Origin of the sequence: Diaphorobacter sp. LI3 (assembly GCF_022807955.1) — a bacterium.
Classification (GTDB): domain Bacteria; phylum Pseudomonadota; class Gammaproteobacteria; order Burkholderiales; family Burkholderiaceae_C; genus Diaphorobacter; species Diaphorobacter nitroreducens.
This window is the reverse complement of record NZ_CP094346.1, coordinates 1788142-1800546: the sequence shown is the minus strand read 5'-3', so window position 1 is coordinate 1800546 and position 12405 is coordinate 1788142. Positions and strand designations below refer to the sequence as shown.

Annotated in this window: 13 protein-coding genes; 9 read left to right on the top strand and 4 right to left on the bottom strand. The window is 64.7% G+C overall.

Annotation, left to right across the window (positions count from 1 at the left end; all coding sequences use genetic code 11):
* Window positions 1–125 precede the first annotated feature (125 nt).
* The 7 genes from MRB47_RS19970 (at window position 126) to MRB47_RS08335 (ending at window position 3953) form a co-directional block, all read left to right on the top strand.
* The gene (locus MRB47_RS19970) at window positions 126–260 is read left to right on the top strand and encodes a hypothetical protein (RefSeq protein WP_411275739.1); all 135 of its coding nucleotides are present in this window, start codon (window positions 126–128) and stop codon (window positions 258–260) included.
* A gap of 583 nt (window positions 261–843) precedes the next feature.
* Window positions 844–1353 (top strand): hypothetical protein, encoded by a 510-nt coding sequence (locus MRB47_RS08360; RefSeq protein ID WP_252102424.1) that lies wholly within the window; start codon window positions 844–846, stop codon window positions 1351–1353.
* Window positions 1346–1594, top strand: a complete 249-nt coding sequence (locus tag MRB47_RS08355) for a hypothetical protein (RefSeq protein WP_252102423.1) — start codon at window positions 1346–1348, stop codon at window positions 1592–1594. Before MRB47_RS08360 ends, MRB47_RS08355 begins: the two co-directional genes overlap by 8 nt.
* Window positions 1581–2015 carry a hypothetical protein gene (locus MRB47_RS08350; protein ID WP_252102422.1) on the top strand — a complete coding sequence of 145 codons (435 nt, stop codon included), beginning with the start codon at window positions 1581–1583 and terminating at the stop codon, window positions 2013–2015. Before MRB47_RS08355 ends, MRB47_RS08350 begins: the two co-directional genes overlap by 14 nt.
* A 222-nt stretch (window positions 2016–2237) precedes the next feature.
* On the top strand, window positions 2238–2957 hold the full coding sequence (locus MRB47_RS08345) for a hypothetical protein (RefSeq protein ID WP_252102421.1): 720 nt from the start codon (window positions 2238–2240) through the stop codon (window positions 2955–2957).
* On the top strand, window positions 2950–3210 hold the full coding sequence (locus MRB47_RS08340) for a hypothetical protein (protein WP_252102420.1): 261 nt from the start codon (window positions 2950–2952) through the stop codon (window positions 3208–3210). Before MRB47_RS08345 ends, MRB47_RS08340 begins: the two co-directional genes overlap by 8 nt.
* Window positions 3211–3392: 182 nt before the next feature.
* Window positions 3393–3953, top strand: a complete 561-nt coding sequence (locus tag MRB47_RS08335; protein WP_252102419.1) for a hypothetical protein — start codon at window positions 3393–3395, stop codon at window positions 3951–3953.
* A gap of 568 nt (window positions 3954–4521) precedes the next feature.
* Here MRB47_RS08335 and MRB47_RS08330 read toward each other — a convergent pair.
* The 3 genes from MRB47_RS08330 to MRB47_RS08320 form a co-directional block, all read right to left on the bottom strand.
* Window positions 4522–6429, bottom strand: coding sequence for a hypothetical protein (locus tag MRB47_RS08330; RefSeq protein ID WP_252100595.1), 1908 nt, complete (start codon window positions 6427–6429; stop codon window positions 4522–4524).
* 137 nt (window positions 6430–6566) lie between these two features.
* Window positions 6567–7025 (bottom strand): hypothetical protein, encoded by a 459-nt coding sequence (locus MRB47_RS08325; RefSeq protein WP_252102418.1) that lies wholly within the window; start codon window positions 7023–7025, stop codon window positions 6567–6569.
* A 136-nt stretch (window positions 7026–7161) separates the two neighbouring features.
* On the bottom strand, window positions 7162–8388 hold the full coding sequence (locus MRB47_RS08320) for a tyrosine-type recombinase/integrase (RefSeq protein ID WP_252102417.1): 1227 nt from the start codon (window positions 8386–8388) through the stop codon (window positions 7162–7164).
* Between the two features lie 180 nt (window positions 8389–8568).
* Here MRB47_RS08320 and MRB47_RS08315 point away from each other — a divergent pair, with 180 nt between their 5' ends.
* On the top strand, window positions 8569–9657 hold the full coding sequence (locus MRB47_RS08315) for an IS5-like element ISDisp1 family transposase (RefSeq protein WP_011803559.1): 1089 nt from the start codon (window positions 8569–8571) through the stop codon (window positions 9655–9657).
* 536 nt (window positions 9658–10193) lie between these two features.
* On the opposite strand, the gene MRB47_RS08310 is transcribed toward MRB47_RS08315, so the two are convergent.
* Complete coding sequence (locus MRB47_RS08310) at window positions 10194–11168, bottom strand: IS5 family transposase (protein ID WP_252100569.1); 975 nt, start codon at window positions 11166–11168, stop codon at window positions 10194–10196.
* Window positions 11169–11321: 153 nt separating this feature from the next.
* Between MRB47_RS08310 and MRB47_RS08305 the strand changes: the two genes are divergently transcribed.
* Entirely contained in the window at window positions 11322–12302 is a 981-nt protein-coding gene (locus MRB47_RS08305) for a DNA ligase (protein WP_252102416.1), read from the top strand.
* The last annotated feature ends 103 nt before the right edge of the window (window positions 12303–12405 follow it).

The following is a 12405-nucleotide window of genomic DNA, read 5'->3' as shown; positions in this document are numbered from 1 at the left end:
TTTGAGCGTCACTCAGGACACCCGCGCAACGTGTCCGCCATCGCCTGGAACGCTGTCCGCGATGGGAATGGAATCACTGTCCGCCATCAGTGGAATGCGCACCCAGGGACAAGAAGGGCCTCGGGATGAAAATCAAGCGCAAGGCCGGAATCGGCCAGCGTCAGGTCTCGCTCGACGGTGGGCGCAGGGTCTGGCGGTGGGTGCTGCCCCGCCTCGACGACGCCCGCGCCACTTGGGCCAAGGCCGTCGGGCGCGAGTGACTGCACAGAGGGTGACGCGGCCACGGACAAACGGCCGACCTATCGAAAAGATCGGTCGGCCGTTTTTTCTTTGCAGATCATGGCCTTGCGCTCGACACGCACTGACGCTCGATCGCACACTCGACGTTCGCGTTCGTCCGGATAACGAGCCGGAACTAAATAGCTAAATGCTAAATAGCCCGGCCGGCATTTAGCATTTAGTTTCTGCTCTCTTTCTTCTTAATCTTTATTTATTGTCTGTGAAGTTAGTGAAGATTGAGAAAGATAAGTAAATCATAGCCTTACGGCGCACGGACTTGGTTGCTGGGCACGGACAGTAGTCTGTGCAGCCTCGACCCCGTGTCGGGGTGACCAGAGCCTGGCCGACCGTGGCGGGCGTGGCGACCGATGCGGGGAACGCGGCCCGATCGGCGCCCCGAAGCGCCCCAGACCTCTCCCTCGCGCGCGTGGTTCCAGGCCGCCTAATCATCGATTCGTGGGCCGAAGCCTCCCAAGTGGTTGATGCGCTTACCGAAACGATGGCGTGCCCGCGCGCATTAACACGGCACGATCAAGTTCAACACCATTTTTCGGGAGTCGGGCCGTGGCCGCCAAGAAGTTCACCCCCGAGGTGCAGGAGCTGTTCCTCCAGATACTGGAGGACACCGCGTCGCCTAAGCAGGCGGCCCAGGTGTGCGGCATCTCCCGCCGCCTCGCATTCGAGTACAAGCAAAACGACCTGGAGTTCCGCCGCCGCTGGGAGCAGGCGATCGAGGTCGCCATGGACGCCCTGCTGGACGAGGCGTACCGCCGCGCCTGCATCGGCGTGGATGAGCCGGTCATCTACCAGGGGCAGCTCGCCATGACCAAGGACGCGGCGACGGGTGAGGATCGCCCGCTCACCGTCCGCAAGCACAGCGACCGCCTGCTGGAGGTGCTGCTCAAGTTCAGGTACGGCGACCAGCTCGCCGACAGGCTGCGCGTCAAGGTCGAGGATACGGGCCTGGACGCCGACGCGCTGCTCAGGATGCCCAGCGAGGAGCGCAAGGCGCTGACCGAGCTCCTGGCGAAGTACAAGAGCAACCGCCGCGAGGAGGAGGACGATGATGAGTGAGAAGCTGACCGTGGCCGAGGCCCTGGCCCGCGCCGAGATGATCGACCGCAGCCTGGACGCCTGGCAGGGGACCGCCCCGCAGGGCATCGAGGAGATGGGAGGGCGTGACGCCTTCGCCGACCGCTGCGAGATGGCCTGCTTCGGTCCCGTGCCGCGCCTGGACCACGACGAGTGGGAGCGCCTGAGCCTGGAGTACGAGGACAGGCGCGCCAACGGAACCATCAACCGTGGCGAGCGGTAACGGGTACGCCGTCGGCGTCGAGGTGGATGGGGTGCGATACCCCAGCGCCCGACAGGCGGCACTGACCCTCGGCCTCCAGCCCGCCACGGTGCAGCAGCGGGCGCACAGCCCCAACTTTCCGACCTACCGCTGGCTGGGCGAGACGCCCGGCCCCAGGCGGGTAATGACGTTCGAGGACAGGCTCGTCGGCAGGACGCTGGCCGAGCCCGAGCGCTGGCCCTACGACGGAGGCGTGCGACGCGCCCCCGTGATGGACCCGAACTTCGACCCGCCCCGGCTGGTGCGGCGCGTCGGCTGGCTCCGCTGCATGGCCTGCGGCCGCCCGCACTTCTCCGAGGACGTGGCCCGCGTCCGCCTGTGCTGCGCCTGCGGCGGCCTGGGCGGGCTGCCCCTCGGGACCGATCCAGACGGGGACCTCTGATTGGTTGTCGGGACGCCGACGACCGCAAGCCCCTGATCCGCAAGCCGCCGTGATGGCGGCAGCGACACTGGAACACGGCGTGGCAAACGTTGGCTCGCTCCGGGCCGCCCGCACGACACATTGACAGCATCCGGTCGCGCATTGGCGCGTGACCACCCGAAGGCTCGGGGATGCGCTCGTGGAGGCGACCGGAGGAGACCAACCTCACTGGAGCCAGAAGCCATGACCATCCTCGCAGACGCACCCCTCCTCACGCCCGCCCAGGTCGGCGAGCTCGCATCCTCCCTCGACGGCCTGCACGGCCGCGTCCTCAAGGTCATCGACCGCCTGCAGAAGGACGTCGAGGCCCGCAAGAAGGACATCGCCAGCCGCTGGAAGAGCGCCCCCGGCGTCTCGGCCGGCGACCTCGCCCGCTTCGCGCAGAACGAGACCGTGGCCGCCGTCCGCCAGATCAAGGACAACAGCAAGGCCGAGCTCGACAAGATGCTCAAGGAGGCGGGCCCCGCTCACGCCCGCCTGATCGCCCAGCGCCCGTTCTACGACAGCCCCGTCAAGGTGCTGAGCCGCGCCTCCCTCGGCGACGCCCGCCGCACCGAGTACCTGAACCAGCTCGCCTACGCAGGCCCCGCCGAGCTCGGCCACATGGCCCAGGTTGCGGTTGCCACCCAGAACGTGCCGCTGGCCGCCGCCGTGCTCTCCCTGCTTGACCGCATGCCCAGCAAGGACCGCCCGGTCGGTCCCGCCGAGCTGGCACACGCCATGCGCCTGGACGACTTCCTCAAGGTGCAGGAGTACATCAAGCTGGGCGACGTGCGCCTCCAGGGCATCCTGGTCGCCATCCGCACCTGGACCGCCGGCAAGTCCAACCCGCTCGACACCGTGCAGCTCGCCATGCGGGAGCGCGGCATCGACCGCGACCTGATCGGAGGCGGCGATGAATAAGCAGCCCGCCTACGAGGCCAGCCACCCGGTAGCCGTCGCCCTCGGTGGCATGGTCCGCGCCCTGCGCAGCGGCGCAGACCTCCTCGACGCCCTGGCCGAACAGGCACGCCGCGTGGGCGTGGCCCCGTTCTCGCCCGAGTTCGACGAGGCCGCCGCCCTGGCGGGCATGCCGTACAGCCGCGCCTGGGATGCCTACCTCGACCCCGAGACCTGGGCACAGGCAGAGCGCCAGCCGCTCGCGCACATCCACTGAGTTTGGTGCCAGCGGCCGGGGGCGGAACAGAGGCCGAGGTGCCCCGGCCGTGCTTCGGAGGGTCGTCCCACAAGGACGACCCTTCTTTTTCATGCAGTTGCGCGGCGTCGCGTGCCGATCGACAGTCAGAGGGCAACTTTTTGAGGGGGGCCCCGCTCCCGGAATCCCACGAACGCGACCTAATGAACTCACACACCAACAACCTGGAGCGTGAGATGAACCTTCAAGAGATGAGCACCAAGTCCCTGCTGGCCCTGCACAACGCCATCGCAGACGAGCCGGCAGGACCCAAGACTTTCGCGACCAAGGCCAAGCTGATCGCGCGGATCGAGCAGATCGCGGCAGCCGGAAGCATTGACCTGGCCTCGTTCGGGCAAGGCGCAGAGCCCGAGGTGACCGAGCAGCGCGCACAGCCGCAGGCCGAGGCCGCCGAGACGACCGAGGCCCCGACAGAGACCGAGAAGAAGCTCGGCGGCAAGGGCATCGGCCGCCTCGCCCGCGAGTTCCTGATGGACCCAGCGGGCTACCCCCACGCGCTGATCGCTGAGATGGTCAATGCGCAGATCGAGGGCGCGCAGGCAACCGCCAAGTCGGTCAGGTGGTACGCCCACGACATGCGCAAGAAGGGCGTCGAGGTCCCGTCCCGGCAGAAGGTGCACGCCGCCGAGATGAACGAGGAAGAGTCGGCCGAGTGGCTGGCAACCGTGACCGTGGTCGAGCCTGCGCCCACCGATGAGGGCTGAACGTTGCCCGGACGTGTCATGAAAAGGGCCACCTCGACGGTCTAGCCGTTCCGTTAAGGTGTTGCTAAGCCCTTGATTCAAGCCCCTCTGCTTCGGCACGAGGGGCTTCGTTTCTTTGGTCGCTATAAGGGACATGCTGAATTTCAAGCCCCTTTCCCTAGGCGTCGCGCTCGTGTGTGCCGCCAGCTTCCTCACTGCCTGCAACGACGAGCCCGCTCCGGACTTCAGGGGCAGCACTCCCGTGGCATACGGCAATCGGACTGTCTCTCTGAGCGTTGAGGCTTGGCGAGACAATGGCAGCCAGCCTTGTCGTGTCCTTATCAGAGGCGCTGAAGTAACAAATTGGGTCAAACCAACCGGTATTCTGCCGCGGATGACCCTAGCCCCGGCAGTAGTGCTGGCCTGCACAGGGCGGAGCCCGTACCTTTCCTCGGTGAGCGGCGAGGGTGAAGGGGGTGTAGCCGAATGGGAAGAGTCCTCGGGGCCTGAATCGGGAGCCCCCCTCTCTGTCTACCAAGTGCGAGTGAGCTCCCTGACTGCGGACCAAGCTCACCTCGAACTACGGGTCCTACGCGGCAAGTGACTCGCTTGCGTGAGCCACGGGGCCGGAGGGCTTGAGCGACCGAGCGGCAGGCGCGCGGCGTCTTTCGGGCGGTTCGGGAGTGAAATAGATGATGTCTTCGGGCGCTATGGGTCCGCGCGCCAGCCCCAGCCGCATTGCCGGCGTTTTCCCGTCCCGGCCAACCTCGCAGTAGTTGAAGTACGTCCGGAAGATGCCGAGCACCTTCACCAGGACTTCGGGGTTGTAGGCGCTCTTCCCGAACCAGAGACGTCGGTCGGTGTTGGCGCTGGCCACCGCGCGTTCTGCCAGCGTGAGGCCTCGCCGGACCTGCATAAAGAAGCGGTCGACAGCGGTAAGGGTGGCTTTCAGGTGCAGTAGCGCCTGGTGGCTAAGCTGGAGCCGACGCTTGTCCGGTTCGGTTTCGACCGGGTCGATATCGGTCAGCCAGCAAACGGATTTCTCAGGCTCACGCATCTCCGATATGGGATGGCGGAACCAGCGGTCCCCCCACTTGCCGATGGCAACCATGCGCGCCAGTTCTTCCTCGGCAGCCAGAAGTTCTGCAGCCTCAGGGGTTACCCCGTATTTCTCCGCTAAGCGCGCCAGACGCCGCTTGGTTGCACCAACCAGCGCGCGCTTCATGTCCACTGACATATCTTTGAGCACCTTGACATAGAAAGCGTCAGCCGTCCGGTCCAGAACCCTTTTCGGCACGGCCGTCAGAATGGCCGCACGTATGCCCGACTCCTGGTCTGTGAAGAAGCGAATCTTCTTGGCACGGCAGAGCAGTCGAGTGACAAGCTGGATGTGGGCGTACATCACCACTTGCTCATGCAGCAGCATGCCCTTTACGGGGGCACGGGATGAGTTCGCGGGGCCTTCACCATCTTCTATATCGGGGCGACCTAAGGCTGCGTCGTACGTCTCTTCGATGACCGATTCCATAGGCTTTCGGGAGGTACCTCCGCGAGGCGCCGCCCTCTCAGCCGCAGCATTCCAATCAGCCGGTAGCCAGACTCTCGCGTAGCGGCGAAACGCTCTGGCAAGTGCATGGTCGCCAAAGCGAACCATGTCCTTCTCTACGTCAGCAGAGTCCAGCGCAGGGTCAAAGTTGACGTTGACCCCGAACACATAGCCCGTAGCCTGGTCGGCCGTTGCAATGGACAGCAAAAGTGTGTTCTTTCGCACCTTCTTAGAGTGCCAGTTCACCACCAGCTTTTGCCGGTCAACCGACAGATATCTTGAGCCTAGGTCGTCGCGTCCCATGAGGGTTCGCTCACGCTCGCCGGCGAACATCTGGGCCTGCTCATAGAGGAAGTCGATGCGGTCGTATAGCTGGCTGGGGGAGATATCGAGGACCTTGATGATGCGCCGCAGCGGCATGGCGTTCATCAGATGCACCAAGATATCGCGATTGGAGTGACTGCGACGTTGGCGCTTGGTTGACCGGCCGCCGAAGGAGAACGCCTTCTTGCAGCCGACACACTTGAACCGGGGAGTTCCGTGGGCGTTGGTGCCGAAGCGAGTCACATTCTCAAGGGATGGCGCCCCCTCCGATAGAGAGCAGGCCTCGTTCGGACACTGCGGGAGTACTGGTTCAAGGTACTCCGACATGCGCATAAGCTCCTCGGCAATCGCCAAGTTGCTCTGCATAGGGGTGATTTCCTCGCACAGGCGGCACTTCAGTGCCGGCTGGTCCTTACCGGTAGCGACCACGGTGTAGTCGCCTGGGCCAACGGAAGAAGCTGGAGTACCGGCCCCGCCTCGGGCAACCGCAAGCTTGGGCGGTACGCCGAAGTTACCGCACTTGGGGTTCTTGCAGTGATTGACTTGAATACCCGCCGCGGCCGGCGGAAATCTAGGCGGCCACTTAGTCGGCTTTACTGAAGTTGGATGAGATTTTTCCTTGGACAAAGAAACGCCCTAGTCGTTGACTAGGGCGGAATTTTGAGCCATTACAGCTTTCTTAGCAACACTTTAACAGAACGGCTAGCCTCGACGGTGGCCCTTTCGTTTCATCGCCTTGGGCGCGATGGCGCCCCGATAGAGGATCAGGCAGCCAGTTCCGCGAGTTCCTCTTCCTCCTCCTGCTCCTTGCTCAGCTGCAAGTCGCGCACGGTTTCATAGGCCTCCATCGCATGGCGCCAGATCGTCCCAGCCGTCGCCTCTGCGTGCTCGCGAACCGTTCCCTTCACGAGTTCAAGGTAGTCGGTCAGTGCGGGGATGGGCCACTCAGGACCGTAGACGCTGAACAGGTCCATGTAGTCGAGATAGCGGGGAACGTCGCCCTGCGGGTCGAGCCCTTCCCAAGCAGCCTCCCAGCCGATGTTGGTTCCGACAGCGCTCCTCAGCTCGTAGGGCGCCTCCTCGTCCTCGATGTCGTAAGAGGTCTCCTCGGGCTCACACAGGGCGACCCAAGCCGACACGGGGCGCACGCCGCTGAAGGTCATCATCTCGTTCCCGAAGGCGATCAGGCTGCTGCGGGCGTTTTCAAGGTTGTTGGTGTTCATGCTCACATCTCCAAAAAGTAGGTTGGTGAGACGCTCTGCCGAGGTGGCCTACCTCGGCGAGCGCCCCGGTCAAATAGCGCGCTGGAGAGAAGTTTGAACGCCAGTCAACACCCCGTGAACTATTATTTTGCAGGCGCTATGCGACCTCGAATTCGTTGATTGACGCGGCTTCTGCAGACGTGGTTGCGAGGCGTGGGGGCCACTGTCCTTCGGTCCATTCGAGGCCGAGGGCTTCGAGCACGTAGGCGCTGGCCTTCTCTTGGTAGCCGCGCAGGTGGTCCAGCGTCGGGTTCAGGTAGCCCATGGTCACGTTGCCCGCCGCGTGGTTCAGCAGGAACTTCAGCTCGGCGATGGGGACCCCTGCCTGCAATGCCAGCGTGGCGTAGGTATGCCGCAGGGCATGCCCCGTTAAGCCGTCTAGCTCGTGCTGTGCCACCTCGGCGACGTGCCCCGACTTCGAGTCGGCGGGGAACAGCCACGGACTCTTGCGGTGGAGCTTCGGGTTCTCGGCCAGCCGGTGGCCGAGCAGGTCGGCGAGCGGTCCCGACAGCGGCAGGTCGAACGCTCGGGCCGCGCCGCCCTTGGGCTTGGGTACGTGCAGGCGCCGCGCGCCGAGGTCCAGCTCGGGCGCCCGAGCCTCGCAGGCAGAGGTGCGCCGCATGCCCGTCAGGATCATGAACAGGTGAAGGTCGCGCCGCACGGGGTGGAGGTCGAGCACTGCCTTGCCCCACGCCCGCAGGCGCTCGGCCTCGACGTCCACCTTGCGCCGACGCAGGCCGTGGTAGTCCACGTTCGTGGTCGGGTTCGAGGGCAGGTCGGGGTGCTCCCGCAGGCCGCGGTTGTAGACGGCGCGCAGGACGCGGAAGACGTTGTCTGCCGAGGGCGCGCCGTGCTTCTCGGTGATCTTGCGGTGGCGCTCGCGCACGCCCGCACGGTCCGCGCCGAGCTCGGCCAGAGGCTTGTCGAGCCAGTCGGCGAGGTACTGCTCGCAGTTGTAGCGGTAGTCCTCCTTGGTCCTCGGGGACAGGGGCTTCGCCGCCAGGTGCAGGTCGAGTGCGTCGCGCAGGGTGATGCCCCTCGCCCTGGCCTTGCGCCGCTCCTCGTTCGGGTTGGCGCCGCCCCGCATATCAACCAGCGTCTTGCGGGCGGCATCGCGCGCCTGCTTGGCGTCCATCGCCGGGTGGTCGCCCAGCTTCGTGCGGACCTGCTTGCCGTTGACGAGGGACTGGACGTAGAAGCTGCGCTTCGTGGGCGTGACGATCAGGTAGAACCCGCGCATCTCGCTGTCGGCGTAGAGGGCGGACTTGCCCCGCTCGGGGGCTGGTGCCCTCTCGACGAGGGCTTGGGTTATCTTCGACTTCATGTGTTGGCTCCTAGTTACGGGGCCACGGCACGAACACGGTTTAGCACCAAACAGTGCTGTGTTCAGTCGTGCCGCTTTTGCCCCTGTAGAGCCATTAACAGGCCGTTGAAAAATCCCCCGCCGACGCCCGCGTTGGCCGCTACGATCTGAAGCCATCGGTGAACGACCCAGACGAGGACGATGAGAGGCAGTCAAGATTTCCAGGGGGCGATGTTCAGCTACATCAGCCTTGAAGAGCGCGTGCCGCAGGCACACCCGCTGCGCAAGTTGCGCGCGGTGGTTGATGCGCTGCTGGCAACCATGAACCGCGAGTTCGAAGCGGTGTACGCCCGCCGTGGCCGCCCATCGGTGCCACCGGAGATGCTGCTCAAGGCCTTGCTGCTGCAGATCCTGTTCTCCATCCGCAGCGAGCGCCAGTTGGTCGAAGCGATCAACTACAACCTGCTGTACCGCTGGTTCGTGGGCCTGAACATCGAAGACAAGGTCTGGGACCACTCCACTTTCAGCGCCAACCGCGAACGTCTGTTCAACGAAGACCTCGCCCGCGCCTTCTTCGAGCGCGTCAAGCTCAGTGCCCAGTGGGGCAAGCTCGCCAGCGACGAGCACTTCAGCGTGGACGGCACGCTCATTGACGCCTGGGCCTCGCACAAGAGCTTCAAGCGCAAAGACGACGACAGCGGCACGCCGCCTGGGCGCAACCCCGAGGTGGACTTCAAGGGGCAGGAGCGCTGCAACGACACCCACGAGAGCACCACGGACGCCGATGCCCGGCTGTTCAAGAAGAGCCAGGGCGACAAATCCCGCCTGTGCCACATGGGGCACATCCTCATGGAGAACCGCAACGGGCTGATCGTGGATGTCGAGATCACCCACGCCAGCGGCACGGCCGAGCGCGAGGCGGCGCTGGCCATGTTGGAGCGTCGGGGCAACAGGAACAAACGGGCCACGGTCGGTGCCGACAAGGGCTACGACAGCAAGGCCTTCATCAAAGGCTGCAGAAAGCTCAAAGTCACGCCCCACGTGGCGGCCAAGGACAAACACTCGGCGGTGGATGCGCGAGTGACACGGCACGAGGGCTACAAGACCAGCCTGAAGGTGCGCAAGCGCATCGAAGAGGCCTTTGGCTGGATCAAGACCGTCGGTGGTCTGGCAAAGACCAAGCTGATCGGTCAGGCCAAGCTCACGGGCCAGGCGCTGCTGTGCTTTGCCACCTACAACCTTGTGCGAATGGGCAGCATCGGCGGCTGGTGGGACGCGCATCATGCGTGAGCCCAGGGATACGTGCGCCCGAAATGGGCGGGAGGGCCTGCAAACCGGCCAGATGGGCCGTTGCAATCGCTGCGCAGACGCGTCTGGGCAGCTCGTGTCTTCGCACTCAGCGTCCCTGATGCGTTCGAAAAGCACTTTTTCAACGGCCTGTTAAGTCGCGGATTTCCCTTGTTGTAAGCGCCCCTAGGCCATCTAATCTCAAATCATGGCAAAGCTCGCGCGCGCCGATTCGTAATGAGAAGGTCGCGTGTTCGATTCATGTCTCCGGCACCACAATGAAAGCCCCTGATTCGCAAGAGTCAGGGGCTTTTGCTTTGCGGAGTGCATGGGAAGTCCGCCGCTCTCGGGAGCTTTGAACCATGCGTTGCGGCTTCTCTGCCATCCACCCACCGCACCGCAAAGCCGACTTAAGGCAACGCTGAACAAGCCGTCGTAATTTGCTATGCGGCACTGAACGACGCAGTTTTTCGGATGTTTTGGCCCCTCGCACCGCCCATTTGGGCAGTTCGCGGGGCCTTCAGGCCCGATTCCCGCCCTTACGGGCGCACCTGTCCCAACAGATGACTGCGGCACAGGTAAATGTTGGCCAGCGCCAGGGCCGTGAATGCGCGCGTGGCGTTCTTCTGCAGCCCGCGATAGCGCACCTTGCTGAACCCCCATAGCCGCTTGACCACGGCAAAGACATGTTCGACCCGAGCACGCACCCGCGACTTGTTGCGGTTCTTGGCCCGCTGCACTTCGTCCACCTCGCCAGCGCAGCGCGTGCGCTGGTTGGTGAAGTCCTTGGCCCTGGGCGCCTTGCTCGCGATCAGTGCCTTCTGGCTGGCATAGGCCGAGTCGCCATAGACCCGTTGCTCATTGCCGTGCAGCAAATCAGGCAGTGGATGCTTGTCATGCACGTTTGCCGCTGTGACCACCGCGCTATGGCTCAGCCCCGTTTGACTGTCCACACCGATGTGCAGCTTCATGCCGAAGTACCACTGCTGGCCCTTGCGGGTCTGGTGCATCTCGGGGTCTCTTGCCTTGTTAGCGTTCTTGGTCGAGCTGGGCGCACCGATGATGGTGGCGTCCACGATGGTTCCGGTATTGACCTTGATGCCGCGTGCCTGCAGCTCCTTGCCAACGCGTGCAAACAGGGCTTCGCTCAACCTGTTGTCGTTGAGCAGCCGACGGAACCTGAGCATCGTGGTCGCGTCGGGCACGGGTTCACAGCCCAAGTCAATGCCGACGAAGCGACGCAGACTGGCACTGTCGTAGAGGGCTTCCTCACACGCCAGGTCGGCGAGATTGAACCAATGCTGGATGAAGTGGATGCGCAGCATGCGCTCCAGGCCAATGGGAGGGCGCCCATTGCCGGCCTTGGGGTAGTGCGGTGCGATTTCTTCGCACAGCGCCGCCCAGGGCACCAGCGAATCCATAGTCTTGAGGAATTCGTCGCGCCGCGTAGGCTTACGGTGTTGTTCAAAGCCCAACTGCGCGTCGGCTGCCATAGCAAGGGTCTGCTGCTTCATGGCCCAGTAATTTACCCAGGCTGGAGCAGCAGCGGAGACTTTTTCAGCATTGCCTTAAAGACCCCTTCGACCTCTAGCGAGCATCCAGCAAGCGCTGACCGCTATATTTTTTGCATCGCCGACAATCCAGAGTTCCTGAATCCGGACTCTGCCATGCTCCTTGCAACGCAATTCGCACTGTTGGCCCTCCGGCGCCGGGCCTGGCTACTGGCCATAGCTGCTTGTGTAGGAGCAGCAAACGCGCAGCCGGCTGCTGCCCTGGAGTCGCCCTCCTCCGCGGACCCGGCGGCGCCCTCGCCCACGCTGGCGCAGCATTACCACCCGGGCGTGGTGGTCGCGGACTATTGGGTGAGCGAAAAATACGACGGTGTGCGCGCCCTCTGGACCGGTCAGCAACTGATCAGCCGGCAGGGCCTGCTCATCCGGGCGCCAGCGTGGTTCACCGCCGGCTGGCCGCCGGTACCGATGGATGGCGAACTGTGGGCCGGCCGCGGCCAGTTTGCCGCCGCGCAGGCGACCGTGGCGCAGGCCACGCCCGACGATGCCCGGTGGCGCGCGCTGCAGTACATGGTGTTCGACCTGCCGCGCGCGCCGGGCGGTTTCGGCGAGCGCCTGCCCCTGCTGCGCCGCACCGTGGCCCATCTGGGCCAGCCGTGGGTCCAGCCTGCAGCGCAATGGAGGGTGTCCAGCCACACGGAACTGGTGGGGCAGTTGCACCGGCTGGAGAAGGCCGGCGCCGAGGGACTGATGCTGCGCCGGGACGACGCGCCCTACCGTGGCGGGCGCAGCGACGATCTGCTCAAGCTCAAGACCTTCGAGGATGCGGAGGCCGTGGTGGTAGGGCACGTGCCCGGACGCGGCAAATACGCGGGCCAGACCGGCGCGCTGCTGGTGGCGCTGCCCGACGGCCGGCGCCTGCGCTTGGGCAGCGGCCTGCCGGATGCGGTGCGGCGCAATCCACCGCCGGTGGGCACCGTGGTGACCTACCGCTTCAACGGCACCCACGCAAGCGGCTTGCCGCGGTTTGCGCGCTTCTGGCGAGTGCGCGCCGACGCGCCCTCTGCGGCCAACGCGGCCGCTGCCGGCGGGCAGGCCAATCTGGAGCCCGCCCCAGCAAGAAACAGAGGCAAATGAGGTCCTAGCACACACCCAGCAAGCGCTGCCAGCTATCAAAACAAAAGCAAAAGGGGCGGTCGCCCGCCCCTTTTTAGCCCGCCCCTCCTGCGAGAGGTGCTGC

What these genes read in the sequence shown, in the direction of transcription:
- MRB47_RS08315 (WP_011803559.1), top strand. Translation starts at nt 8,569, where the DNA reads ATGAGAGGCAGTCAAGATTTCCAGGGGGCGATGTTCAGCTACATCAGC.
- MRB47_RS08305 (WP_252102416.1), top strand. Translation starts at nt 11,322, where the DNA reads ATGCTCCTTGCAACGCAATTCGCACTGTTGGCCCTCCGGCGCCGGGCC.
- MRB47_RS08335 (WP_252102419.1), top strand. Translation starts at nt 3,393, where the DNA reads ATGAACTCACACACCAACAACCTGGAGCGTGAGATGAACCTTCAAGAG.
- MRB47_RS08345 (WP_252102421.1), top strand. Translation starts at nt 2,238, where the DNA reads ATGACCATCCTCGCAGACGCACCCCTCCTCACGCCCGCCCAGGTCGGC.
- MRB47_RS08325 (WP_252102418.1), bottom strand. Translation starts at nt 7,025, where the DNA reads ATGAACACCAACAACCTTGAAAACGCCCGCAGCAGCCTGATCGCCTTC.
- MRB47_RS08310 (WP_252100569.1), bottom strand. Translation starts at nt 11,168, where the DNA reads ATGAAGCAGCAGACCCTTGCTATGGCAGCCGACGCGCAGTTGGGCTTT.
- MRB47_RS08320 (WP_252102417.1), bottom strand. Translation starts at nt 8,388, where the DNA reads ATGAAGTCGAAGATAACCCAAGCCCTCGTCGAGAGGGCACCAGCCCCC.
- MRB47_RS08340 (WP_252102420.1), top strand. Translation starts at nt 2,950, where the DNA reads ATGAATAAGCAGCCCGCCTACGAGGCCAGCCACCCGGTAGCCGTCGCC.
- MRB47_RS19970 (WP_411275739.1), top strand. Translation starts at nt 126, where the DNA reads ATGAAAATCAAGCGCAAGGCCGGAATCGGCCAGCGTCAGGTCTCGCTC.
- MRB47_RS08355 (WP_252102423.1), top strand. Translation starts at nt 1,346, where the DNA reads ATGAGTGAGAAGCTGACCGTGGCCGAGGCCCTGGCCCGCGCCGAGATG.